This window comes from Hymenobacter terrigena (genome assembly GCF_054776515.1).
This window is the reverse complement of sequence record NZ_BAAHBU010000001.1, coordinates 242262-266353: the sequence shown is the minus strand read 5'-3', so window position 1 is coordinate 266353 and position 24092 is coordinate 242262. Positions and strand designations below refer to the sequence as shown.

General features: G+C 61.2%; 17 protein-coding genes. 8 read left to right on the top strand and 9 right to left on the bottom strand.

Going from position 1 to position 24092, the window contains the following annotated elements; translation table 11 throughout:
* Positions 1-80: 80 nt before the first annotated feature.
* The gene (gene thiL, locus ACYU7Q_RS00945) at positions 81-1109 is read right to left on the bottom strand and encodes a thiamine-phosphate kinase (protein WP_460607557.1); all 1029 of its coding nucleotides are present in this window, start codon (positions 1107-1109) and stop codon (positions 81-83) included.
* Positions 1110-1258: 149 nt separating this feature from the next.
* A complete protein-coding gene (locus ACYU7Q_RS00940; RefSeq protein WP_460607556.1) occupies positions 1259-2425 on the bottom strand; it encodes a T9SS type A sorting domain-containing protein in 1167 nt (388 codons plus the stop codon).
* 279 nt (positions 2426-2704) lie between these two features.
* On the opposite strand from ACYU7Q_RS00940, the gene ACYU7Q_RS00935 reads away from it, so the two are divergent.
* Positions 2705-3325 (top strand): hypothetical protein, encoded by a 621-nt coding sequence (locus tag ACYU7Q_RS00935; protein WP_460607555.1) that lies wholly within the window; start codon positions 2705-2707, stop codon positions 3323-3325.
* 109 nt (positions 3326-3434) lie between these two features.
* Entirely contained in the window at positions 3435-3608 is a 174-nt protein-coding gene (locus ACYU7Q_RS00930; protein WP_460607554.1) for a hypothetical protein, read from the top strand.
* A 78-nt stretch (positions 3609-3686) separates the two neighbouring features.
* Here ACYU7Q_RS00930 and ACYU7Q_RS00925 read toward each other — a convergent pair whose 3' ends face one another.
* Together ACYU7Q_RS00925 and ACYU7Q_RS00920 are read right to left on the bottom strand one after the other, a co-directional pair.
* Entirely contained in the window at positions 3687-5429 is a 1743-nt protein-coding gene (locus ACYU7Q_RS00925; protein ID WP_460607553.1) for a M3 family oligoendopeptidase, read from the bottom strand.
* 116 nt (positions 5430-5545) lie between these two features.
* Positions 5546-6646: a 2Fe-2S iron-sulfur cluster-binding protein gene (locus ACYU7Q_RS00920; protein WP_460607552.1), complete on the bottom strand. Its 1101-nt coding sequence runs from the start codon at positions 6644-6646 to the stop codon at positions 5546-5548.
* A gap of 196 nt (positions 6647-6842) precedes the next feature.
* Here ACYU7Q_RS00920 and ACYU7Q_RS00915 point away from each other — a divergent pair, with 196 nt between their 5' ends.
* A complete protein-coding gene (locus ACYU7Q_RS00915) occupies positions 6843-7529 on the top strand; it encodes an aminotransferase class III-fold pyridoxal phosphate-dependent enzyme (RefSeq protein WP_460607551.1) in 687 nt (228 codons plus the stop codon).
* A 178-nt stretch (positions 7530-7707) separates the two neighbouring features.
* Here ACYU7Q_RS00915 and ACYU7Q_RS00910 read toward each other — a convergent pair whose 3' ends face one another.
* Positions 7708-8931, bottom strand: a complete 1224-nt coding sequence (locus ACYU7Q_RS00910; RefSeq protein WP_460607550.1) for an ABC transporter permease — start codon at positions 8929-8931, stop codon at positions 7708-7710.
* Between the two features lie 109 nt (positions 8932-9040).
* Between ACYU7Q_RS00910 and ACYU7Q_RS00905 the strand changes: the two genes are divergently transcribed.
* From ACYU7Q_RS00905 to ACYU7Q_RS00895, 3 genes are all read left to right on the top strand, one after another.
* On the top strand, positions 9041-10255 hold the full coding sequence (locus tag ACYU7Q_RS00905; protein ID WP_460607549.1) for an exo-beta-N-acetylmuramidase NamZ family protein: 1215 nt from the start codon (positions 9041-9043) through the stop codon (positions 10253-10255).
* A gap of 93 nt (positions 10256-10348) precedes the next feature.
* Positions 10349-11284, top strand: a complete 936-nt coding sequence (gene fmt / locus ACYU7Q_RS00900; protein ID WP_460607548.1) for a methionyl-tRNA formyltransferase — start codon at positions 10349-10351, stop codon at positions 11282-11284.
* Between the two features lie 61 nt (positions 11285-11345).
* Positions 11346-11834 carry a dihydrofolate reductase gene (locus ACYU7Q_RS00895; protein ID WP_460607547.1) on the top strand — a complete coding sequence of 163 codons (489 nt, stop codon included), beginning with the start codon at positions 11346-11348 and terminating at the stop codon, positions 11832-11834.
* 170 nt (positions 11835-12004) lie between these two features.
* Here ACYU7Q_RS00895 and porU2 read toward each other — a convergent pair whose 3' ends face one another.
* Positions 12005-17230 carry a putative type IX secretion system sortase PorU2 gene (gene porU2, locus ACYU7Q_RS00890; protein WP_460607546.1) on the bottom strand — a complete coding sequence of 1742 codons (5226 nt, stop codon included), beginning with the start codon at positions 17228-17230 and terminating at the stop codon, positions 12005-12007.
* 93 nt (positions 17231-17323) lie between these two features.
* Positions 17324-18439, bottom strand: a complete 1116-nt coding sequence (locus ACYU7Q_RS00885; protein ID WP_460607545.1) for a putative type IX sorting system protein PorV2 — start codon at positions 18437-18439, stop codon at positions 17324-17326.
* A gap of 388 nt (positions 18440-18827) precedes the next feature.
* Here ACYU7Q_RS00885 and ACYU7Q_RS00880 point away from each other — a divergent pair, with 388 nt between their 5' ends.
* Positions 18828-19175 carry a PadR family transcriptional regulator gene (locus ACYU7Q_RS00880; protein WP_460607544.1) on the top strand — a complete coding sequence of 116 codons (348 nt, stop codon included), beginning with the start codon at positions 18828-18830 and terminating at the stop codon, positions 19173-19175.
* Between the two features lie 61 nt (positions 19176-19236).
* Complete coding sequence (locus tag ACYU7Q_RS00875; protein ID WP_460607543.1) at positions 19237-21921, top strand: PspC domain-containing protein; 2685 nt, start codon at positions 19237-19239, stop codon at positions 21919-21921.
* A 92-nt stretch (positions 21922-22013) separates the two neighbouring features.
* Here ACYU7Q_RS00875 and ACYU7Q_RS00870 read toward each other — a convergent pair whose 3' ends face one another.
* Positions 22014-23453, bottom strand: coding sequence for a CCA tRNA nucleotidyltransferase (locus tag ACYU7Q_RS00870; RefSeq protein WP_460607542.1), 1440 nt, complete (start codon positions 23451-23453; stop codon positions 22014-22016).
* Positions 23454-23494: 41 nt separating this feature from the next.
* The gene (locus ACYU7Q_RS00865) at positions 23495-24067 is read right to left on the bottom strand and encodes an L-threonylcarbamoyladenylate synthase (protein ID WP_460607541.1); all 573 of its coding nucleotides are present in this window, start codon (positions 24065-24067) and stop codon (positions 23495-23497) included.
* Positions 24068-24092: the final 25 nt, after the last annotated feature.

The following is a 24092-nucleotide window of genomic DNA, read 5'->3' as shown; positions in this document are numbered from 1 at the left end:
TGCCATTCCCGTCGCCGGCCGATTTCTCCCTCCCTAACGGTAGCGCTTCCGGAAGGTTGGAATCCTATATAGAAACCAGGCTAAAAACTTGTCCAACCCTGCGCCTGAAGCGGCACGGCCTGCCCGGCTTTGGTCACTAGGTTGGCCCCATCGGCCTTGTCCGTGAGGTGGCCGATGATGGTGATATCGGGGTGATTCTTGATTTTTTCATGGTCCGTAACCGGCACCGTAAACAGCAGCTCGTAGTCCTCGCCGCCATTGAGGGCGCAGGTGAGCGGGTCGAGGTTAAACTCAGCCGCCGCTTCCAGCGTGGGGTTGGCCAGGGGAATAAATTCGGTGAAAACCCGCGCCCCCGTGCCGCTGGCCGCACACAGATGCAGTACTTCCGAGGCCAGCCCGTCGGAAATATCAATCATGCTGGTGGGCCGAATGCCGCGCTCGCGCAGCTCGTGTACGATGTCGAGGCGGGCTTCGGGGCGCAGTTGGCGCTGCACCACGTACTCGTAGTTAGCCAGCTCGGGCTGGGTTTCGGGGTCGGCCAGGTAGGCTTGTTTTTCGCGCTCCAGCACCTGCAGGCCCAGGAAAGCGCCGCCCAGGTCGCCGGTCACGCAGAGCAGGTCGGTGGGCTTGCCACCGCTACGGCGCACGGCCTCGCCGGCAGGCACTTCGCCCAGCACCGTGATGGCCAGCGTGAGGCCGCCGCGGCTGGCGGTGGTGTCGCCACCCACCAAATCCACGTTGTAGGCCTCGCAGGCCAGGCGCATCCCGGCATACAGCTCCTCAATGGCCTCCACAGTGAAGCGCGGACCGGCCGACAGCGCCACCACCAGCTGCGTGGGCAAAGCATTCATGGCAGCCACGTCCGATACATTCACAGCCACGGCCTTGTAGCCCAGGTGCCGCAACGGACAAAACGAGAGGTCGAAGTGAATGCCTTCAACCAGCAAATCGGTGGTCATCACGGTGTCAGTACCGGCCGTGGGCCGGATAATGGCCGCGTCGTCGCCAATGCCGAGCAAGGTGCCGGGCTGGCTGGCGGTGATATTGGCCTGCAAGCGGCGAATGAGGGCAAATTCGCCAATGGCGGAGAGGGGCGTGAGTTCGGACATGGTCAGCAGGAAGTATTCAAAATAACGTTATCGGCACCGCGAAAGGCGAACAGATGGCCGGTAGCACAGCCCGCCGGGCCGGCAAAAGTACGCCCACAAAAAAAGGAGGGAATTGCTTCCCTCCTTTTCGATTTTAGAAAACCAGCTGCTTATTCAACAACCAGCTCTTTGTAGATTTTGGTCTGGCCGTCGGCGCTCAGAATCTGTACGAAGTACAGGCCGGGCTTCAGGGCCGAGATGTTGAGCTCAAGCTTTTCCTGACCCTGGCCTTTGGCTTGGGCGCTGATGCGCTGGCCCAGGTTGTTCAGGAGGGTTACGCTGCCCACTTTGGCATCTTTGATTTCAACCGTAGCCTTGCCGTGGGCCGGGTTCGGGTAGATGCTAATGTTGCTGTCGAACTTGCTCAGTGTGCTCAGCACGGCCTGGTAGGTACCGAAAGGGCCCGTGTAGTCGTTATTGCTGCCCAGTCGGTCGTAGAGCTGGCCAGCGGGGTCGGCCGTACCACCGGGAGGCGTAGCGTAGCTATAAGTCACCCACTCATCGGCAATGTTGTAGCCGCTTGAGTAAACGTAGGTGGTTGACGGGGGAGTAACGGTATAAACGGTGGCAGCGTTGTTTGATACCCCCTTCGATACCGTAGGCCGGCGCGTCAGCGACTGATTTTCCGACACAACATTCGGAATATACGTGGTGCCTGGGTAAGGTGAGTCGAGCGGGTTGGTACCGCGCCAGTTGCCCGTATTGTTATTTGCCACGCCCGCGTAGTCAGCCGGTAGCTGGCCTATCACGCCAATGAGGTCGATGATAACCCCATTGCCCACGCCAGCCGTGCCGCTGGGGTAGCGCACCAGCGCCATGGCGTCGTTGCCGTTGAAGTATACCGTGCCGCCGCCGGTGATGACGGTGGGGCCGGAAGCAGGCGTATGGCCGACGCTAAACTGGTTGGCGGCGTTGCGGATAACGGGCAGGGTGGCTTCGCCCGAGGCCAGCACGAAGGTGCTGCGCGGCGGTATGCTCTGAGCCCCAACGGCTACTTGCGAAGCATTGCTGCGCACCAAACGCTCCTCTTCAGTCACACTGGTGCTGCCGTTGGAGTAGCGGCGCACCGAATAGGGCGCGAGGCTTACGGTGTTATTGGTAGGATTAAAGATTTCGATGGCGCGCTCGCTACCGGTGGAGTTGGTAGCGCCGCCGTAGTTCACGCCGTTCTGGTGGGCTCCCTCGTCGTATTCCGAGAAAAATAGTTCGGTGCCTTGGGCATGAGCGGCTCCGGCCAGCAGCAGCGCTGCCGAGAGCATCAAGTAGTTCTTTTTCATAATTTTTGGAATGTGTAATGTCAGTGCAACGGCAAAGATACGCGCTTTTCGTGGCTGGGTTCATTACGTTTTTAAGTACTCAACAATCCGTTCTTATCTGGATAACCCTTCGGGCCAAGCCGACGGGTACGGCGCACACACTGAATTGCCTTGTTCGGGCGTTGCAGCCCATATTGCCCAGGTTGAGCCGACGCTATGCAGCCCGGCCGGCCCACGCATTTTTTCACCTGGTCCCGTAGCTTTGCCATGCCGGGGCTTTTCCTTCCGGCCACTTGCTTTATGCGGACTCTTTTTTCTTACCCGGTCAAAACCGCCGTGTTCGCGCTGCTGATTTTTTCGGGTTGCGCGGCTTCCTGCAAGCGCGATGGTGCCAAAACGGCCACTTTCGACCCGGCTTCGGCGGCAGCGGCCAAAGCGCAGTTCGACGTGTTGCGCGATTCAGTGGATATTAAATGGCGCAAGATGATGGAGAGCGACGACCAGAAAATTGGCATCACCCGCCTGTTGCTGCACGAGCTGAAGGGCCGGCCCGGCATCGATGCCGCCCAGCTGCAGGCCCTAGACCGCGCCAACACCCGCCTCAAAGCCCGCCGCTACACCCAGCAAACCATGGCCAGTTCGGACCTGATTGACCAGTACGACGCCGCCCAGGACTCGCTGCTGAACGCCGTGTACCCCGTGGCCGCGCCCAACGGCAACGCCCCCACCGAAAACGCCCGCAATTTTGTGGAGGGTATCCAGCAGCTCGATGCCGGCGTGGTGGCTTTCCGGGTGCAATACGACCGCGCCGTGCACCAATACAACGATTATCTGAAGCTGCACCGCGCCGAGCTGGAGTCGCTCGGTGGCAAGTATGCCAATCTGCAGCCGTTGTCATTTTTCACCATTGGAGATAAATAAGTCGGACCTTAGTATAATTATTCGCATGGGGCGGTAGCGGTATTGAAGTCGCAATTGCTTATCTTTAAGCCTCAGCTGCTCAACGTTATTCACCAAAAGCCCCACTCCCATGTACACCGCTACTTTTTTTCGCCGGCTGCTGCCGATTATGCTCCTCACCAGCCTCGCGCTGGCCTCGTGCGAGCACTGCAAAGACCACGACCCGCGTCCCAATAATAAAGGCAAGTGCGGCTCGACAGCTCCCGCTACCACCTCCGGCACTACTCCCGGTGGCCATTCATAAGCTCCGCTTGAGTTCCGCAACAGAAAAGGCCGGCATAATTGCCGGCCTTTTCTGTGTTTAAACGGTATGGTGACTTGATTACAGCGCGGCCATTTCCTCGCGCACGAAGTCGGCGAGCGTACGCAGGTATTCGGTGCTGAAATCGAAACGAATGCCGGCAGCGGCGTAAATCTGGCCGATGGGCGCGGTGTAGCCCAGCGAGAGCGCGCGCTTGTAGGCCGCCAGGCCCTCGGTGGGGTTTTGGCGGAAGTTGCGCCATACGGCAATGGCCCCGAGCTGGGCCATAGCGTACTCGATGTAGTAGAACGGCACTTCGTAGAGGTGCAGCTGCTTCTGCCAGAGGTAGGGCTTGAAATTTTCGAGGCCGGTCCAGTCCACCGTGCGCTGGTTGAACTCGTCGAAAATCTCGACCCAGCGCTGGTGGCGCTCGGTTTCGGTGTGCGTAGGGTGCTCGTACACCCAGTGCTGGAACTTATCGATGGTGGCCACCCACGGGAAGGTTTCGAGCACGCTTTCGAGGTGGGTTTTCTTGGCGCGGCGCAGGTCTTCGGGGTTGGGGAAGAAGACGTGCCACTGGTCCATGCTCATCAGCTCCATGCTCATCGAGGCCAGCTCGGCTACTTCGGACGGCGGGTGCTTGTCGGCCCCCAGCGGCAGGCCGCGCGTGAGGAAGCTGTGCACGGCGTGGCCGCCTTCGTGCAGCATGGTCACCACATCGCGCAGCGAGCTGGTGGCATTCATGAAGATGAAGGGCACACCGGTTTCATCCAGCGGGTAGTTATAGCCGCCGGGGGCTTTGCCCTTGCGGCTTTCCAGGTCGAGGTGGCCCATCTGGCGCATGGTGCGCAGGCAGTTGCCGAGGTAGCTGTCGAGCGTTTCGAAGACGGTGATGGTCTTCTCCAGCAATTCCTCGCCGGTGCCGAAGGGACGCAACGGGGGCTGGCCGCTGGGGTCCACGTCGAGGTCCCAGGGACGCAGGGCGGGCAGGTTCAGGTCCTGGCGGCGCTCGAGGTTGAAGTCGTCGATGAGCGGCACCACCGTTTCGCGGATGGCCGCGTGGAAGTTAAAGCAGTCCTGCGGCGTGTAGTCGAACCGACCCAGGGCGGCAAACATGTAGTCGCGGAAGTTCACGAAGCCGGCGTTCAGCGCAACCTGGTGGCGCAGCGCTACCAGCTCTGTGAAAAGCTGGTCGAGCGGCTTAGCATCCTGGAGGCGGCGGGCCTGGATGGCACGCCAGGCGGTTTCGCGCACGGCCCGGTCGGGGTTTTTGAGGCGGTCGGCGGCTTGGGGCAGGGTCAGGTCCTGGCCGTCGAGGGTCACGTTCATGGCCCCCACGGTGGCGGCATACTGCTGCTGCTTGGTGCTGATGTCGGTTTTGAGCGGGATGTTCTCGGCCCGGTAAATTTCCGAGGCGCGGCGCACCGAGCGCAGGAACACGCCGTAGCGGTTTTCGTCCAGCCCGGCCAGGTGCGGCGAGGCCAGCATCTTTTCGTTGAGGGCGTGGTCGTGGGGAGCCACTTGCGGCTCTACTTCGTTCACGAAATACTGGAAGGCTTCGGAGCGCGCCGGGTCCTGCGTGTCGCAGGTCATGTGAATGTAGCGCCAGGCGAGGTCTTCGCTGAGCACCGATTCCAGCTCGGAGCGGTCGAGCAGCCAGCGTTCCAGCTCGGCGGGCGTGTGCACTGGCCGGGCCTGCAATTCCTGGAAGAAGGGCTCAATCGCGGCCCAATCGGTCACGAGAAAGTCCTCGGGCAAATATTGGCGGGGCGGCCGGCTCGTATCGGTGGCCGACTCGGCGGTAGGTTCAGCAAGAAGCATCATAGTACAAGTATAATCGAACGAAATCCGGGAGCGGCAAATACGGCGGCCGCTTTTTTCTTTACGGCAACAAAAGCCGGGCCGGACGGAAATAATTTTACTAACCGCAAGCCAGCTCCCTACCCTATTTCAATCACCACGTCCTCCGTCATCGGGTGGCCAACGCAGGTGAGGACGTAGCCCTGTTTCAGTTCGGAATCGGAAAGGCCTTCGCGCTCGTCGAGGTGCACTTTGCCGCTCAGGCACTTGCCCCGGCAGGCGGTGCAGAGGCCGGCCTGGCAGGAATACGGCAGGTCAATGTCCTGGTCGAGGGCGGTTTCGAGGATGGTTTTGCCGGCGGGCACCTCGATGAGGTACTCGCTGCCTTCGTACTGAATGGTGACGGTGCGCGTGTCCTTTATCTTATCGTCGGGGCTGGCCGACACGTCGCCGTGGCCGCTGGGCTGGGCGGCGGCCAGTTCGGCGTTGTCGGCGCTGGCCACGAAGCTTTCGCGGCGGATGCGGGCTTCGGGCACGTTCAGCATGCTAAGGGCGGCTTGCGCTTCGGCCATCAGGCCCTCGGGGCCGCACATGAAGTACTCGGCCTGTTCGGCCGGAAACTGGTGGCGCTGCTCCAGAATGCGCAGCAGCATGGTGCGATTGAGGCGGCCCGTGTGGCGGTGCGGGGCCATGGGCTGCAAGGGCTGGCTGTACACATGTTCCACCTGCAGGTGGCCGTTGGAACGAGCTTCGAGGTCGGCGAGCTGCTGCTGAAAAATCACGGATTCCTCGTTGCGGTTGCCATAAATGAGCAGCACGTGGCTCTGGGGCTCGGCGGCTACCACGGCTTTGAGCATGGCCATGAGCGGCGTGATACCCGAGCCCGCCCCAATGAGCACCAGCGAGCGAGCCGCCTTCGGGCTGGGGCTCAGGGTGAAGTTGCCCAGCGGCTCCATCACCTCCATTTGTTGGCCTACTTGCACTGTATCAAGCAAGTAGTTGCTCACCAGACCGCCCGGCACGCGCTTCACCGTCACGGACAGGCGCGGGGCCTCGGCCGGCGTGCTGCTGAGCGAGTAGGCCCGGCGTTCCTTTTTACCGCCCGGCCCGCAGGGCACGATGAGCGTCAGAAACTGGCCGGGGCGGGCTGCAATGGGCGCCCGGTCAGGCCGCTCCAGGTGAATGGTGACAGAATCGGCGGTTTCCTGGGTGATGGCAACGACGGTGAGGGTTTGGTACATTGAGCGGGGTATGCGAATATGGGAACGAGGGGCTGGGGCGGCGCACTCGTTCGCGGTAAAGTCGGTAACGAAAAAGCGGGCCGAATGATGAAAATATTACCGTCGACCCGCCGGCAAAGGTAACTTGCCAGCCACATTACGGGTTTGCGGCCGGGCCGTTTTCCTTTGTTCACTCTCGCTTTTATTCCCTCAACGCTTGCTCTCCACCCTGCTCCAGCGCCACCAGGCCGACTTCGGTCCCGTACTGCCCGTTGACCTCAACGGCCCCGCCGTCGCCCGCCTCGATTTCACGGCCAACAACCCGCACATAGCCAACGCCGACCTGCGTGACACTGCCGCTTTCGATGAATTGGTTAATAAGATGCTGGCAGAAAAAAGCGCCACCGTCGGCATAGGTGGCTACCTCGAAAACCGGGTTATCTACCGCCGCAGCGCCCACTTTGGTCCCGGCGCAGCTGAGGAGCCGCGCTCCCTGCACCTGGGCGTGGATGTGTGGCTGCCCGCCGGCACGCCGGTGCTGGCGCCGCTGCCCGCCGTGGTTCACGGCCTGGCCGACAACGACAATTTCGGCGACTACGGCCCCACCGTGGTGCTGCAGCACGAACTGGAAGGGACGGTTTTCTACAGCCTCTACGGCCACCTCAGCCGCGCTGAATGGCGGGCGTTGCGCGTGGGCCAGGCGCTGCAAAAGGGCGAGGCATTTGCCACCGTTGGCCCTTTCCCGGAGAATGGCGACTGGCCGGCGCACCTGCATTTCCAGCTGATAGCCGATATGCAGAGCCGGGCTGACGACTTCCCCGGCGTGGCCCGGCCCAGTGAGCGGGAGACGTGGGCAGCTTTGTGCCCCGACCCAAATCTGGTGCTGCGTAGCCGGTATATCTGAACCACGGATTCATGCGGGTTTTCGGATTTCACGGCTTTTGAGGACGGCGCAGTTTTGAAAAACCAGCCAGGAAATGCAATAAAAAAGGCCGTCCGATGGGATGGCCTTTTTTATTGCAGGGCTTTAGATAATCGTCCACAAAATCCGTGAAATTCGAAAAATCCGAGCGAATCCGTGGTCAGTCGAACTTGATGGCCACCACCGGTTTAATCCGCGCAATCAGGTACGTGGGGATGAGCACGGCCAGCAGCGAGGCGGCGAAGGTGGCCACGTTCAGGATGAGCAGCATTTGAGGGTCCCAGGAAATCGGGACGCGGTCCATATAGTAGTTCTCGGGGTCGAGGGGAATGACTTTGAAATAATACTGAATAGCGCAAAAGCCCACGGCCACGATGTTGCCGATGAGCATGCCGCGCAACGTGAGCGAAAGGCCCCGGAAGAAGAACATCCGTCGAATCTGGTTGTCCGTCGCGCCCAGGGCTTTGAGGATGCCAATCATGTTGGTGCGCTCCAGAATCATGATGAAAATGGTGGCCACCATGTTGAACGTGGCCACAAAAATGATTAGCAGCAGGAAAATAATGACGTTGCGGTTTAGCAGCTGCAGCCAGTCGAAAAGCTGGGCGTACTGTTCCGTGATTTTGTCGATTTTGAGGTCGTAGGGCAGCCGCTCGTAGAAGTTGTCGGCAGTTTTGTCGAGGGTTTTGAAGTCCTTGAGTACCACTTCCATGCCACCCACCAATGAGTCGGGCCAGGCCGGGGAGTTCAGCTCCCGAATCTGGCGGATGTCGCCGATGACGTACACCTCATCGAACTCATCGAGGCCCGTGGAATAGATGCCGCTGACCCGAAACTGCCGGATGCGCGGCGGGTTCTGGATGAAGTAAAACAAAGCTTTTTCGCCCACGGCGAGGCGCAGCTTGTCGGCCACTTTGCGCGAAATCAGCACATCGTCGCTGGCCGAAGAGTCGGGAAAGCTGAGGAACTTGCCAGCCACCAGGTTCTGGCGCATGGGCGAAGGGCCACCGGTTTCGGCGATGCCTTTGAGCACCACGCCCAGCACCTCGTCCTTGGTTTTGATGATGGCCGTTTTCACGGCGTAGGGCTGCGTGGACTTTACTTCGGGAAACGCTTTGAGCTGCTGCACCAGCTTGGGACCGGCGATGGGCGCTACTTCGAGCGAATTATTGGTGTCGTAGCGCGAAATCTGGAGGTGCGCGCCGAAGGAGAATATTTTATTTTGAATCTCGTTGCGAAACCCTTGCAGGATGGCAAACGACACCACCATCACCGCCAAGCCCATGGCAATGCTGATGATGGCTATTTTTGTGACCGACGAGGTAAAGGAGCCGGAATCGGCTCCCCCGTCAATCTTCTGCGAAATGTAGCGGGAGACATTCATTGTTCGGCCGTAAAGCTACGTTTTGAACCGCTACCGGCCACGCTCCTATCCTTTGGGTGCGGCCGTGCCTGGCGTCGGGTTCTTTTTTTCGCCTTTTTTCTCACTGTCTATGGTTGGGTTATTCGCTAAAATCACCTTGTCGATGCTGCTGGCACTGCCGGCTTGCGGCACCACCCGCCCGGCGGCCCCGCATACGTTGGGCACCCCGCCCCGCGTTGCCCCGGTAGTGGTGGGGGCCGAACGGCTCGATAAATACCTACCCCAACTGCAAGGCAAGCGCGTGGGCCTGGTCATCAACCAGACCTCGCGCGTGGGCCGGGCCTACCTCGTGGATACGCTGCGGGCCCGGGGCATAAACGTGACGGCCATCTTCGCTCCCGAGCACGGTTTCCGGGGCGAAGAAGCCGACGGGGCCACCATCACCGACGGCCGCGATGCCCGCAGCGGCGTGCCCGTGCGCTCGGTGTACGGCAAAACCAAGAAGCCCACCCCCGAAATGCTGGCCGATGTGGACGTGCTCATTTTCGACATTCAGGACGTGGGGGCGCGCTTCTACACCTTCATCAGCACGCTGCACTACGTGATGGAAGCGGCGGCCGAGCAGAGCAAAACCGTCATTGTCCTTGACCGCCCCAACCCCAACGGCGACCTCGTGGACGGCCCCCTGCTGGAGCCGGCCCACCAATCATTCGTCGGCCTCGACCCGCTGCCCATTGCCCACGGCCTCACAGTGGGCGAGCTGGCCCAGATGATTAACGGCGAAAAATGGCTGGCCGGGGGCAAAAAATGCGCCCTCACGGTGGTGCCGCTGGCGGCCGGCTACACCCACGCCACGCCCTACGCCCTGCCCGTGGCCCCCTCGCCCAACCTGCCCACTGCCCACGCCGTGGCTCTGTACCCCAGCATCTGCCTGTTTGAGGGCACCAATGTGAGCGTGGGGCGCGGTACCAGCACGCCGTTTGAGGTAATTGGCAGCCCCGCGCAGCCGGCCACGCGGCCCTACACCTTCACGCCCGCCCCCAACGCCGGCTCGCCCAGCCCCCCCATGAAGGGCCAAGCCTGCCACGGCCTCAACCTGGCTGGTGCACCCACCCGCGCCGCCTCAGGCGGCCTGGTGCTGAGCTACCTGCTCGATTTTTATCAGCAGAGCACCGACAAGCCCCACTTCTTCGGGAAGTATTTCGAAGAATTATCCGGCACCGATGCCCTGCGCCAGCAGATTATCGCGGGCAAGACGGAGGCTGAAATTCGCGCTTCCTGGTCACCGGGGCTGACCAAATTCAAGGCCCTGCGCAAGAAATACCTGCTCTACCCGGAGCGGTAGAAACTCCGGAGGCTTGGTTTTCAAAAATCAGGGCTTCGGGACTTTTTTGGCGTTTCGGGGGCGGGTTGGCGGGTCCGGCGTTTTCTTTGCCCCATGAATACTCCCCTGCGCCTGGTTTTCATGGGCACCCCCGATTTTGCCGTGCCCACCCTCGAAAGCCTGCTGGCCTGGCCCGGCGGGCAGGTGGTGGCCGTCGTCACGGCTCCGGACCGGCCGGCGGGACGCGGGCGGCAGCTCCAGGCCTCGGCAGTGAAGCAGGCCGCCGAAGCCCACGGCCTGCCCGTGCTCCAGCCCACCAACCTGAAATCGCCCGAATTTCAAGCCGAGCTCAAAAGCTACGCCGCTGATTTGCAGGTGGTCGTGGCCTTCCGCATGCTGCCCGAGGCCGTGTGGAACATGCCCCGGCTGGGCTCCATCAACATCCACGGCTCGCTGCTGCCGCAGTACCGGGGCGCGGCCCCCATCAACTGGGCCCTGATGCACGGCGACACCGAAACGGGCGTCACCTCCTTCTTCCTGCGCCACGAAATCGACACTGGCGACCTCATCTTTCAGGATAAAATCGCCATCGCGCCGGAGGATGATTTCGGCAGCGTCTATGACCGGCTGAAGCTGGTGGGCGCGGCCCTGGCCCGCCGTTCGGTAGAGGCCATTGCGGCCGGCACCGCGCCCAGCACCCCGCAGGAACAGCGGTCCGACCTACGCCCCGCCCCCAAGCTCCAGAAGGAAACCGGCCGCCTCGATTTTGCCCGTCCCGCTGCCGAACTCGTGAACTGGGTGCGCGGCCTCTCCCCCATTCCCACCGCCTTCGCCGCCCTGCCCGATGGGCGCATCATCAAGATATTCCGCGCCGCTGCCCTGCCTTTTGAGGCTGACTCTGTATCCGCCGGCACCTGGGCTTCGGATGGCAAGAAGTACCTACGCGTAGCCGCCGCCGATGCCTGGCTCGATTTGCTGGACGTGCAGCTGGAGGGCAAGAAGCGGATGCCGGTGCAGGAGTTGCTGCGCGGGTTCAAGCTGCCGGCTTAAAGAACAATGTAGGGGCGGGGCCTCAAAGACCCAATACCATCACCTCCTCACCTATTCACTCATGATTTCCTTCGTCGTGGCCGTAGCCGAAAACAATGCCATCGGCAAAGATGGCGAGCTGCCCTGGGGCCACCTACCCGATGACTTGCAGCACTTCAAGCGCCTCACTCTGGGCCATCCCGTGGTGATGGGGCGCCGCACCTACGACAGCCTCGGCCGTGCTCTGCCCAAGCGGCCCAACATCGTAGTCACGCGCCAGCCTGGCTGGTCCGCCCCCGGCTGCGAAACCGCTGCATCGGTGCCCGCCGCCCTAGCCCGCGCCCGCGAGTTGGACGAGGAAGTGTGCGTGATAGGCGGCGGTGAAATCTACCGCGAAGCCCTGCCCGCCGCCGATGTCATCTACCTCACCGAAGTCCACCATTCCTTTGAGGGCGACGCTTTTTTCCCCGTCCTCAGCCCCAGTGAGTGGCGCGAGGAAAGCCGCGAGCGCCATGAGGCCGACGAGCGCCACGCCTACCCCTTTAGCTTCGTGACGTTGCGGCGGCGCTAGACTTCGTTTGTCATTGCGAGCGCAGCGAAGCAATCCGTCCTGTCAAAACCAGCCACGCTCTTTTACCAGAAAGCCCCGGCTCTGTGCAGAACCGGGGCTTTTCACATTATTAGGCTGGTCGGTGGGAACAGGACGGATTGCTTCGCTGCGCTCGCAATGACAGGCGGAACCTAGCGCATGAGCACCAGCTTGCCCCAGTCGTTCTTGAAGGCTTTGTCGCCGCCGGTGGCCCGGTGTCCGAACTGGGCGCCGGGGTCGTCGAGGGCCACGCGGTAGAGGTAAGTGCCGTTGGCGAGGCGGTCACCGTAGGTATCGGTGCCGTCCCAGGCAAAATCGGTGATGTTGTTGCCGATGTGCAGCGGGCCGAGCTCGTTCATAAAAATCTCGCGCACCACTTTGCCGGTGAGAGTCACAATCTGGATTTTCATGTTGCGGGGCAGTTCCTGGCCGGTCAGGGTGAACACGAAGCGGGCCTTGCTCACCACCGGGTTGGGGTACGGGTACACGTTAGAGATTTGCGAGGCGTTCACCACTTCAAACTTCACCTGGAAATTTTGAGCGCCGGCGCTGGTGTTGCTGGGGTCGCGGCCCTGTACTTCGAGGGTGTACATACCGTCGGGCAGCGGGCCATTTTTGCCGGGCTCGTAGGTGAGCTTGGCCACGCTGCCGTTGGTCTGGTCCACGCTGAAGTGGAAGTTGTTGCTGTTCACGTCCATGACGCTGGGCACCGTCTGGCCGGGGCGTTGCAGCAGCACAGTGAAAAACGAGGCATCGGTGATGTGGCGGAACTTGTCTTCGTCGTTGAGCTGAATGTTGATGACGGGCATGGCCGACACCAGCTCGCCGTTGAGGATGTGCCGGCCATCAAAAGCCACGTCAAGGGTCGGGGGCACGTTGTGGTCAATCACCGTGAACGCGGGCAGCGACAGCTCGTTGTTGGCGTAGTTCTGCTCGCGCTGCAGGCGCGGGTTCACCACCACTTCCACCACGAAAGTGCCGAACTTACCAATCATACTGAATTTGACCGGGATGGTCAGGATATCGCCCGGCAGCAGCACCGTGGTGGTGCGTACATCGGCCGTGGCCACAATCGCCTGGCCTCCTGTGGTCGAGCGCAGGTTTACCCGGGTTATCAGGGGGGCAGCAAAGGGCACATCCGAAATATTCTGAAATTTCACCGGGAAGGTGATGTAGGCAGAATCGGCGGCCTGACGCGCAAATTTGGCCGGGTCGTAATCTGCGGTAGTGGCCAGGTCGTGCCGCACCACACCTTCAGGCACTCCCTGCGAGGTCACGAGCCACTGCTCCAGCTGCGGCGGAATACGGGTCACGTTATCGGACAGGGCCAGCTCCAGGCGCAGGTAAGGGTAGGTTTTGGCCGAAACCACCGACGTCAGCGGCTCCACTGCGCGCGTCACATTGGGCAGCACCACCGTTTCATGGCCCAGCGAGTCGATGCCGACCACGCTCAGCGTGTGCTGGCCATTCGGCGTGAGGGTACGGATGGTGCTATACAGGTTGGTCCACTGCTTGACAGGGCCGATGCGCGTCGAAACAATGCGGCCCGACGGATTGGACAGTTGCAAGGTGTCGCGCAACACGATGGTCTGAAGGTTTTTGGCGACGGTGCTGCTGGCATCTGGTCCGGTTTCGTGCACCAGGCGGCCGGTGGTGGCGGTGAGCTTCTGGCCCAGCAGCGCCAGGGGCTCCCCATCGGCTAGCCGGGTGATGAGCTGGGAGCCTAGCAGGGTTTGCAGGCGGGTTTTGAGGGCCGCGGGCAGTAGCGAGTAGCGCAGCCGGTTGGCCGATACCACGGCTACGTACGAGCCGGCCGGAATAGCTGTCAGGAAGGCATCGAGCTTCTGCTGCCGAACGGCACTATAGTTCAGGTTGTCGAGAGTATCGAGCACGGCAGTGCCGGTCGGGTCGGGCGCCGAGAAGTAATAAAAATAGTCCGGAGCTTGGCCGCACCTTTTGAAGATGGTGTCCATGGCCACGGGCTGTAGCGAGGCTCCGCTGTACACGGCAATCAGCAGGTTGGGCGAGCGCACGCCGCAGCCATACACCGAAGGCTGCCCTGCCGCCGTGCGGATGTAAATTCCCGCTCCACTCAGCGTAGCGAAGTTGGGCAGGCTGCGGGGTGCTCCCCCGCCCCGGGTGCGCAGCACCAGCGGCACCCGCGTAGCCGCAAATTCCCAGCGGCCGGTGGGGGCTTTCACCTCCACGCCGGTGCGCGCATCCTGCCTGAACTGCGTGTAGTGGCTCTGCGACCAGCCGCCGGGACTGCCCGGAATTACGCGTATTGAGGAAGTGGCCCAGTCGCCGCTTTCGCCGGTAGCTGGAGTGTGGAAACGGGCACGCCAATACCACACCAAGCTGTCGCGCTGGCCCAGGCGGGCCGGCAGCGTGGGCGTCCACTCTGCCAGCAGGCCGGCCGTGATGGTGGCGCGCTGCACGGCCCCGTTGAAGGTAGCTACGGTATCAATCTCAAAATCGTAATCGCGCTGCCCCCCTGTGAGGGTGTTCGACTGCACTGCCAACCGGGGCCGGTTGGTGCCCGAAATGGCAAACTCAGCAGGGCTCAGGATTGACACGCCCCCACTCAAGAAAGTATAGTCGATTTGGGCCGTGTTATTGTTCTCGTTGACTTCCGCTATCCGGTTATTCGGGTCCAGAGCCACCGTAAAGGTGCTACCTCCGCTGGCCCCTACGCTATTGCGCATGGGCAGGGCGTAGGTGGTATCGGGGCCCCAGGCGGCCCGCCGCGTGAAGGTATACACCGAGTCGGCCCGGGCCGGAGTTGCGCCGTTAAACTTCCGGGTTACCCGAATTTCCAGGGGCTCGTAGGGGATTTTGCCGGGGTTGGAGACGCCCACGTTCAGCACGAAGTCATGCGAATCGGCCCGCACCGTGGTCTGGCCCGGGGCCGGCACAATGGAAAGCTTGGCTGAGCTGGCAATGAAATCGGGCAGTGGCGGCGCGTACAGGCTCAGGGTGGGGTCGCCCTGCCAGCCGGTGCACAGCAGCTGTTCTATTTCGTAGTCCTGCGTGAAAGTGCTTTGCAGGCGGCGCACCACCTCGTCGTGCACCACCGTAATGGGCTTGCCGTACCAAGCCGGGTCGTTGAACAACAGCCTGTAGAGCGTATCCTGGGCCATCTGCAAGGGCGTTGCGTAGCTGAAACCAGATTCGGCCAGCGAACCCAACGCGCCCTTGCGGTCGGCAAACAGCCAGTCTTCTACCACGGTAGCTGCCCGGGTGAAGGTTGAGTTAGCAGCGCAGCCACTCAAAAACAAGAACGGATACTTTCGGTAGTTTGCAAAGGACGGCATGGTAGAGGGCATGCCAAAATTGAAGGTGAAGCTGGTGGGCGCCGCATGGCCAAAATAGGAAATCACCGAAACCCCGGCATTAAGTTGGGCCGAAATATCGACGTTGACCGGCAGCGGCGTATTCCGAACCTCTGTCTCGACGTGCCCCCCAAATAACGGGCGTTCCACGTGGGCCTTCGCCGCATCCATATAAGACTTGTATTCAATGGCTTCGTTAGCATCTTTGGCCCCAACTAGATGCAGCACGTTTTTACGCCAGGGCTGGGTTCCGAGCGGCTCCAGGTTCTGCAAGTCCTGGTCAATTACCTTATTCAGGTAATTCATTATCTGCTGCGGAGTAGTTACAGTGAGGCGGCCGGTATGCATCCGGGCCACAAAGTTATTGTTGGCGTAATCCGCAGTCAGCAGGTTATCCGACACGGAGCGGGAGCTGGTGGGCACCAGGTCGAGACCAAACTCCCCACCACGAGCGAAATAGGAGAAAACTCCAGTAGCTGGATTATATACCGGCTCGCTAGGCACAATGCCCTTGCCCAGCAACAACAGGTAGCGGTTGGTGGCGTTGGGTGTGGCCGCCACCAGCCACCGCGTGAAGTGACGCAGGGCCAGCCACGACTTTTCGCCGTAGAAAAACTGGTCGTAGAGCTGCTGCGAGGTCACCATGAGTGTATCATAGCGCCCGCCGGCAGCCGAGGCCCGGTAGTTAGCATACGCGCGGGCCGCGTTAGGGGTGGTCCCCGCGGCCCCCATCAGTTGCGGGTGCGTAATGATGACGAACGTCGGCACTGCCGGGTCAATGGTCCGGAACCGTACCCGGCGGGCCGGCAGCGGCTTGGGCAGTGTGGCTTCATCGGCCAGCAGGAGGCGGTGCGTAGTGGGCGCCGTTGCGCCCGGAAACACGAAGCGCTTCAGGGCAGCCGTAGTTCCTTGCGTGCCCACCACCCGTTGCACGTTATATAAATCGTTGATATCGAAACCGGCCACCGTAGCGGGCACATTGGCCAGCTCGTACGTGGCGGGGCCGTTCAGCAGCGAGTCGTTCTGAAAAAGCAGCCGGTTGCGGTTCGCCAGCCAAGTAGGGGCCTGGGCAGCGGTGGTCCGAAACAGCGAAATGTAGAAATTATCGTTGGTGGCCACCGGAGCCAATTCTTTGCACTTGATAGTTACTGTGCCGGTGCTGCTAACATCAGAGGCTTGGAGTTGAAACGTCTGTTGCGCCCGCACCAAACCGGTGTAGTTCATCACCCCCAACACGCGGTCGCCCCCAGCACCGGCGGGCGGCACCACCGTCACCTGGGTATGATGGGGCACTCCTATCCCGCCCGAACGCTGGGAAAAATCCTGCGCACCGAATAATACCACCTTGATGCGAGGCAATGGTCCCGTGGCCGATGGGCTAACAGACACCGAATCAATTGTAAAGCTTACATCAATGTCGTGCCCCGACCCCATAAAAAAGTTCTCGCCGGGCTCCAGCCAAGGCAGGTACGTGTTGAGGTTCTGCGGGTAGTCGATATAACCGTTGGTAACGTTGGGAAGGTTTCGCAGGTCCACCTTCTCGCGTAGGTAATGCGGATGCACCGTGCCGCCAGCCGCTACCGGGGCTTGCATGTGGCGGCCAGCGGTACCGCTACGCCAAGTCAGGAAATAGCTGGCCGTATCGGTATAGAGGCTGTAGTATTGGTTTGGCTGGTCGGCCGGATTTTTATATAGCTCAACGTCTAGCCGACCATCGTTGTGCACGGCGTAGAACTCGAGAAACGAGGTGGCATCCAGTGTAGCTTGGTTGCCGCCCACGTAGGTGGCAATTTCCCGGCCGCGCCGCCAGATTTGGAGTTCGTTGGGTACCACGCCGGTGATGCCGGCTTGCGTCAGATACTGATAATCAATTTTATACAATCCATCCCGTACTATTTTCATTTTGTAGTACGTCTGGCCAGGCACAATCCATTCGTTGCCCACCGGCCCGGATTGGGCCTGGGCAGTGGCACTGGTCAGCCACAGGCCCAGCCACATCAACAGCACTACCCACCTCCGCGTCGAATACGTGTAGTTTTTACTCATCCTATTTCGAAAATTCATTTATTTACTACTATTGTACATCTACGTAGACAGTTGCCAGTCAGCTTGCTAACTGCCATGAAATGTGATGGACTACTATTTAAAGCCGTAGCCCAGTGAGACAATCAGCGAGTTGGTCTGGGACGCGCTGCCCAGCTTTTCCACGGCCAGGCGCGAGAGGGCCAGGTCGATGCGCAGGCCGCTCACGGCCACGCCGGCCCCAAGGCTGTACTGGCCCTTCCACTGCATGGACTTATCGACTACGCTGCTGATTTTCTGAAAGTTGCCGGCCCCACCGCGCAGGAATACCAAGTTTTTGTAGCCCAGTTCCACGCCCAGGCGGGGCTCTACACTCACCGTTTTGCTGGAAATCAGCGTGTTACGTTGACCATCGGTGGTGGCTTCCAGGTCGACAGCGACGAGGGCGGAGAACTGCTTCGGCAAATCGAAGCGGCGGCCCACGCCCAGCACGAAGCGCGGCAGTGTGATTTCGGTGCTGTTTTTCGGGATGGAGTCCGACTTGATGGCCGTGTTGCTGTTGAGCCCCTTCACATACTCGGCCGAGTTGATGTTCCAGGAGTTGAACGTGGTGGTGATGTCGCGGGCCATCAGAGCCAGGTTCCAGCCCTTGTGGTTGTACTGCACACCGGCGTCGATGCCAAAGCCGTAGCCGTGGGCAAACTTGCCGATGTTGCGGTAGATGATTTTGCCGCTGCCGCCCACGCTCAGGCCTTCCACGCCCAGCTTGCGGGCATAGGAGAGCAGCAGCGCATAGTCGGCCACCGAGAAGTATTCAATCTTGCTGTAGTCGACGTAGCCGTACTCGTTCACCAAGGCGCGGGTATCGGCGATGTTATCGACCCCCAGGCGCAACACGCTCACGCCCAGAGCACTTTTGTCGTCGAGTGGCATGGAGAAGGCGGCGTAGTCGTTTTTGACCACCCCGGAGAACAGCTCCGAGTGCATCAGCACGCCGTCGTACTTGTGGGTTTGGTTGGTGAGGCCGGCGGGGTTCCAGTAGCCGGCGGTGGCATCATTGGCCAGGCTCACCTGCACCTTGCCCATGCCCAGGGCGCGGGCACCCACGCCGATGTTCAGAAATTCGTTGCTGTACTTGGGCGTTTTGGTAGACTGCGCGGCGGCTGGCAGGGCCAGCGCGGCGGTGGCCCCCACGAGGGCGAGCCCGCGGGCAACTGAGGAAAATTGGGACATAGAAAGGCGTCTGGTAAAGTTTGCGCGGACGGAACGCAAGTTACTCCATTATAGTGCGTCCGGCCCCGCGAATTTCAGGCCAGAATACCGTATGCGGGCTATTTCTGTCGAATCCCGCTTGGCAGGGTCCATCTTTTTATAGCCTGTAGTGCTACTGACTGGCCCTGGCGTGAACCACTTCCCTACCGGGCCATCCACGAACAGCACGGCTGAAAGCTGAGCTATTAACAAAACACTGTCGGATTTAACAAAAATTTTACCACTGATAATCAATGGGTAACAAACTATTTTGAGGGATTCGAATGAATTATTTATCCAGTACCTTGCGTTACAAAGTACCTACCATACATTTGTACTGTTCGTCACCCACTAGTCAACCTACTCGCCCATGAAACTCGAGAACACCCAGGTTCAGATGCGCAAGGGAATCCTTGAGTTCTGCATCCTGGAAATCATCGCCCGCGGCGAAGCCTACGCCTCCGACATGCTGGAGGAGTTGACTTCGGCCCGCATGATAGTGGTGGAGGGCACGCTCTACCCGCTGCTGACCCGCCTCAAAAATTCCGCCCTGCTCGACTACGTCTGGAAGGAAAGCACCAGCGGCCCGCCCCGCAAATACTACACCCTTACCGATGAGGGCCGGAAATTCCTGGAGGAGCTGCGCGACACCTGGGAGGAAATGGCCACTTCGGTGGGCATCATCCGCCACAGCCGGCCGCCGGGCGACAGCCGCTAACTCCACTTCTTTTTCTGCTTCACTCACCAGCATTCAATTGGCCCGTTCGGCCTTCTTTCACATGAAAAAGAACATCAGTATCAACCTGCAAGGCATCATCTTCCACATCGAGGAAGACGGTTTCGACGTCCTTAGCCGTTACCTGGCCGAGGTGAAAGCCCACTTTGCCAACTACCGCGGCCACGAGGACATTGTGGCCGATATCGAGGGCCGCATTGCCGAGCTGTTCTCGGCCCGCCTCTCGCCCATGCAGCAGGTCATCAGCCTGGACGATGTGAACGCCATGATGGCCAAAATGGGCCGCGTGAGCGACTTCGCCCCCGAGGCCGACGAGGACGACGAGGTAACGGCAGAAGAAGCCGCCGCCTCGGCCACCTACGCCCGCCCCGGCACCAGCAGCTACACCACCGAACCGGCCGCGGCCACCGCTACAGCCGCCACCGACGAACCCAAGCGCCTGTACCGCGACATGGCCAACCGCAAGATTGCGGGTGTGGCCGCCGGCATCGCCCAGTACTTCGCTGTGAATCCGCTCTGGATTCGCCTGGCTTTCGTGTTCGGCACCATCTTTTTGCCAGCCAGCAACGTCTGGATGCACCACAATACGCGGGTGGATTTTGGCGGCTGGGTTGTGCTGGCTTACATCATTCTCTGGATTTTGCTACCCAAGCGCTACGATGCTCCCGCCCACCCCGAGGCGTTGTTGAACTCGGGGCCGCTGGCCGGCCGCCGCTTGTTCCGCGACACGGGTACCGGCAAAATAGCCGGCGTGGCCGCCGGTCTGGCTGCCTACTTCAACATTGATGTGACGCTGGTGCGCGTGATTATGCTGGCCGGTTTGTTTGCCGGGGGCTTCACCTTCCTGCTCTACATCATTCTCTGGATAGTATTGCCCGAGGCCAAAACGGTCTCGGACAAGCTCCGTATGCGCGGCGACGCCATCACGCTGGAAAGCTTCGATAGCAGCGCCCGCAACAACGCCTTTGCCGACGGCCCGGATACTACCAACCGCCCCGTGGGCGCGTTTGTGGAAGATGCCGCACGGGCCATGCGCCCCGCCGTTGACTTCGTGGGCTCGGCCATTCGGGTGGTGGCGGGCATCCTGCTGACGATGACCGGATTTGGCTTGCTCCTGGCGCTGGCCATTGCATTGGGTGCCAGCATCGGCCTGTTTCCCAATGCCGAAAACATGATTTTCACCCACGTGCTGCTCAACGGCGTGCCCACCTGGGGGCTGCTGGCTGGGTTCTTGGCCCTGGGCATTCCGGCGCTGGCCCTGCTGCTGGGCGGCCTGAACCTGCTCTTCCGTCGGTCGCTGCTGACCCGCACCGTGGGCTTGTCATTGCTCGGACTATGGTTGCTGAGCGTGGTGGGTGTGACGGTGGCTGCAGTTCAGCAAAACCGTAATTTCCAGTACGAAGCGGAAGTGGAACAACTGGAACAATTCTCCAAGCTGACCACGCCGGTAGTTATGTTCGACTCGCGCCACGTGGACCGCGACTGGGAGCAGCACGTGGACGTGAACCTCGCCGCCGCCGACAGTGGCAAAGTAGTGGAAGTGCTGCGCACCCTGAGCGCCAAAGGCGTGAACGAAGCCGATGCCCGCCGCACGGCCCTCACCACCATCGACTATACGGTGCGGCCCAGCGGCGACTCTTCGCTGGTGTTCGACGACCATTTCTCCTTCCTGCCCAACTCGGCCTTCCGCAAGCAGGAGCTGAGCCTTACGATTCGCCTGCCCCGCGACCGCACCTTCCGCATGAGCCGCGACTTCGCCTTCAACATCCTCGACGACGACGACTTTGTGGGCAACCGCCGCCCCGAAGACCCCGAGCAGCACCGCTACCGCCTGCGCGGCAACAAGCTGGAGTGCATCGGCTGCACCGATGAGCAGCTCGGCCGCAACGAAGACGGCGACGAGGATGGCCTCCATATCAATGGCAACATCAACGGCAAGGACGTACACGTTCGGGTGGATAGCGACGACAACGACGATAACGCCGACAGCAATGATGACGGCGACGACGAGGCCTCCAGCAGCGGCACCACCATCAACTACGGCGGCGCCCCCTCCTTCGACACCGACATGAACAGCTACGGCAGCGCCCGCCGCACCTTCCAGGAATCCGGCTTCAGCCGGGTGAGCGTGGCCGGCGGCTACCGCGTGGTGGTGCGCCACGGCGACGGCTTCAAAGTGGAAGCCGGCGGCAACGACAAGGCGCTGAACGAGATGCGCGTGGAGGTAAAGGGCGACGAGCTGCAAATTCGCCCCCGCAACAGCAATGGCTTTTTCGGCGGCAGTTGGGGCAACAACCAAAGCAAGGTGCTCATCCGCATCGAGCTGCCCAGCATCGAGCGCCTGGAGCTGGCCGGGGCCGTGCACGCCGACTTCGGCGGCTTCGAGCGCCAGGAAGAGCTGCGCGTGGAGCAGGCCGGCGCCAGCCACCTGCGCCTCAACGGCAGCTTCGGCACCCTGAAGCTGGAGCAGGCCGGCGCCTGCCGCACCACCGCCACCGGCCAGGCCGACAACCTCGACCTCGACGCGGCCGGGGCCTGCGAGCTGGCAGGAGCCAACCTCAAAACCATTGACACCAAGGTTTCCATCGCCGGCGTGTGCAAGGCCCGCCTCCACGTGACCGGCAGCCTCGAAGGCGACGCCGTGGGCGCTAGTGAAGTGGCTTACAGCGGCAAACCTTCCCGGGTGAAAATGGACGCCACCGGGCCCTCCAGCATCAAGCACCTGTAAATGCCAGAATTTCTTTGTTACCTGATAGCGCTATAAGCAACCTTCCGCCGTATAGCTGCATCTATCCCCCGAAACCCAAAAAGAAGCCAGGCTTAGTTTGGTGAGTGAACGAGGCCTCCTTCCGGAGCCAGTCCTTTGGCCGCCCCCTGCTGCAACAGGAAGGCCAAGGCTGGCTCCATTTCGTTTTTAATAATGCCGTCGAGGATGGCTTCCATCACGGCTTCCTTCAGCTCGCCCACCTGGCGCGAAGGCTTCAGCCCGAAGGTTTCCATGATGATTTCGCCGGTGATGACCGGGCGGAAGCTGCGCAGGTGGTCCTTTTCCTCTACCTCTTTCAGCTTCTCTTCCACCTGCCCGAAATTGCGCAAATACCGCTCCTTGCGGGCGTGGTCCTTGCTGGTGATGTCGGCCCGGCACAGCAGCATCAGGCGGTCAATGTCCTCGCCAGCTTCGAACAGCAGGCGGCGCACGGCCGAGTCGGTCACCGTCTCCTTTACCAGCGCGATGGGGCGCAGGTGCAGCCGTACCAGCTTCTGCACCATGCGCATCTCCTCGCCCAGCGGCAGCTTGAGGTCCGTGAAAATGCCGGGCACCCAGCGCGCGCCCTTGTCCTCGTGGCCGTGGAAGGTCCAGCCCACGCGCTGGTCGTAGCGCTTGGTGGCGGGCTTGGCGATGTCGTGCAGCACGGCGGCCCAGCGCAGCCACAGGTCGCCGCCGGCGTTGGCCACGTTGTCCAGCACCTGCAGGGTGTGGTAGAAATTGTCCTTATGGGCGTGGTTGCCCACTTTTTCCACGCCGTGCAGCAGCGCCATCTTCGGGAAGATGAGCTGCAAAAGCCCTGTCTGAAACAGCAGCTTGAAGCCGTAGCTCGGCGTGGGCGACTCGATAATCTTGTTCAGCTCCACCGTAATCCGCTCCTGCGACACAATCTTTATCCGGTCCTTATTCCGGATAATGGCATCGAACGTATCGGGCTCAATATCAAAGTTGAGCTGTGAGGCGAAGCGCACGGCGCGCATCATGCGCAGCGGGTCGTCCGAAAACGTCACATCGGGCCCCAGCGGCGTGCGGATGGTTTTGCTGGCCAGGTCCTTCATTCCCTCGTAGTGGTCCACCAGCTCGCCGAAATTTTCCGGGTTCAGGCTCAGGCCGAGGGCGTTGATGGTGAAGTCGCGGCGGGCCAAATCTTCTTCCAGCGTGCCGGCCTGCACTTCGGGCTTGCGGCTTTCGGCGCGGTAGCTCTCCTTGCGGGCTCCCACAAATTCAATGTCGCCGGCCTCCTTGGTTGGTAGCATGGCCGTGCCGAAGTTCTTGAAAACCTGCACCCGGCCCCGGCCTTTCAGCCTGTTGCCCACGGCCTGGGCCAGCGCAATGCCGTCGCCCACCGTCACCACGTCAATGTCTTTGCTATCGCGGCCCAGCGCCAAATCGCGCACATAACCGCCGATAACGTAGGCTGGCTGATTGAGTTCAGCGGCTGCTTCGGCAATGGTGCGAAAAATGGGCAGCTCGGGCAATTTTGGCGTGTTCATGCCCGCAAAGTTCGGTACTGGCCGCATAATGCCGCCCGTCTCTATTCCCGCACCACCTCCAGCTTGCCGCCCTCGCCCAGCCGCACCACCCGCGAAGGCGCAGTGCGCGTGGCATCGTCCTGCCGCCAGTTCACCACGTAGTCGGCGCCGCGCACAATGGCAGCGTCCACTTCTGCATACACCGCCGGGGTGGGTTCACCGGCCTTGTTGGCCGAAGTAGATACCAGCCCGTGGCCCAGCCGCCGCACCACCTTGTGGCAAAACTCGTCCTTCACCACGCGCAGGCCCACGGTGCCATCGGGCGCCACCAGTTCCTTCGCCACTGCCCGGCTGGCCGGCAGGATGTAGGTCGTCGGCCGCGTATCGGCGGCCAGCATGGCTTCCAGCTCGGCCGGCACTTCGGCGGCGTAACGCTTCAGCATGGCCAAATCGGCCACCAGCACAATGCTGGGCTTGCCGGCTTCGCGGCCCTTCAGCTTGTAGAGCTCCTTCACGGCCGGCGGCGCTTCGGCATCGCAGCCCACGCCCCACACGGTATCGGTCGGGTACAGAATGACTTGCTGGAGCAGCAGCGCATCGACGGCAGCTTCTACTTCTTGTTGAAAACGATTCATGAGGTAGCGCGGACTTTTAGTCCGC

Coding starts and splice junctions, on each gene's coding strand:
- ACYU7Q_RS00925 (WP_460607553.1), bottom strand. CDS start 5,429: ATGATGCTTCTTGCTGAACCTACCGCCGAGTCGGCCACCGATACGAGC.
- ACYU7Q_RS00870 (WP_460607542.1), bottom strand. CDS start 23,453: ATGAACACGCCAAAATTGCCCGAGCTGCCCATTTTTCGCACCATTGCC.
- ACYU7Q_RS00885 (WP_460607545.1), bottom strand. CDS start 18,439: ATGTCCCAATTTTCCTCAGTTGCCCGCGGGCTCGCCCTCGTGGGGGCC.
- ACYU7Q_RS00875 (WP_460607543.1), top strand. CDS start 19,237: ATGAAAAAGAACATCAGTATCAACCTGCAAGGCATCATCTTCCACATC.
- ACYU7Q_RS00905 (WP_460607549.1), top strand. CDS start 9,041: ATGGTTGGGTTATTCGCTAAAATCACCTTGTCGATGCTGCTGGCACTG.
- ACYU7Q_RS00910 (WP_460607550.1), bottom strand. CDS start 8,931: ATGAATGTCTCCCGCTACATTTCGCAGAAGATTGACGGGGGAGCCGAT.
- ACYU7Q_RS00920 (WP_460607552.1), bottom strand. CDS start 6,646: ATGTACCAAACCCTCACCGTCGTTGCCATCACCCAGGAAACCGCCGAT.
- ACYU7Q_RS00940 (WP_460607556.1), bottom strand. CDS start 2,425: ATGAAAAAGAACTACTTGATGCTCTCGGCAGCGCTGCTGCTGGCCGGA.
- fmt (WP_460607548.1), top strand. CDS start 10,349: ATGAATACTCCCCTGCGCCTGGTTTTCATGGGCACCCCCGATTTTGCC.
- ACYU7Q_RS00865 (WP_460607541.1), bottom strand. CDS start 24,067: ATGAATCGTTTTCAACAAGAAGTAGAAGCTGCCGTCGATGCGCTGCTG.
- ACYU7Q_RS00930 (WP_460607554.1), top strand. CDS start 3,435: ATGTACACCGCTACTTTTTTTCGCCGGCTGCTGCCGATTATGCTCCTC.
- ACYU7Q_RS00895 (WP_460607547.1), top strand. CDS start 11,346: ATGATTTCCTTCGTCGTGGCCGTAGCCGAAAACAATGCCATCGGCAAA.
- porU2 (WP_460607546.1), bottom strand. CDS start 17,230: ATGAGTAAAAACTACACGTATTCGACGCGGAGGTGGGTAGTGCTGTTG.
- thiL (WP_460607557.1), bottom strand. CDS start 1,109: ATGTCCGAACTCACGCCCCTCTCCGCCATTGGCGAATTTGCCCTCATT.
- ACYU7Q_RS00935 (WP_460607555.1), top strand. CDS start 2,705: ATGCGGACTCTTTTTTCTTACCCGGTCAAAACCGCCGTGTTCGCGCTG.
- ACYU7Q_RS00880 (WP_460607544.1), top strand. CDS start 18,828: ATGAAACTCGAGAACACCCAGGTTCAGATGCGCAAGGGAATCCTTGAG.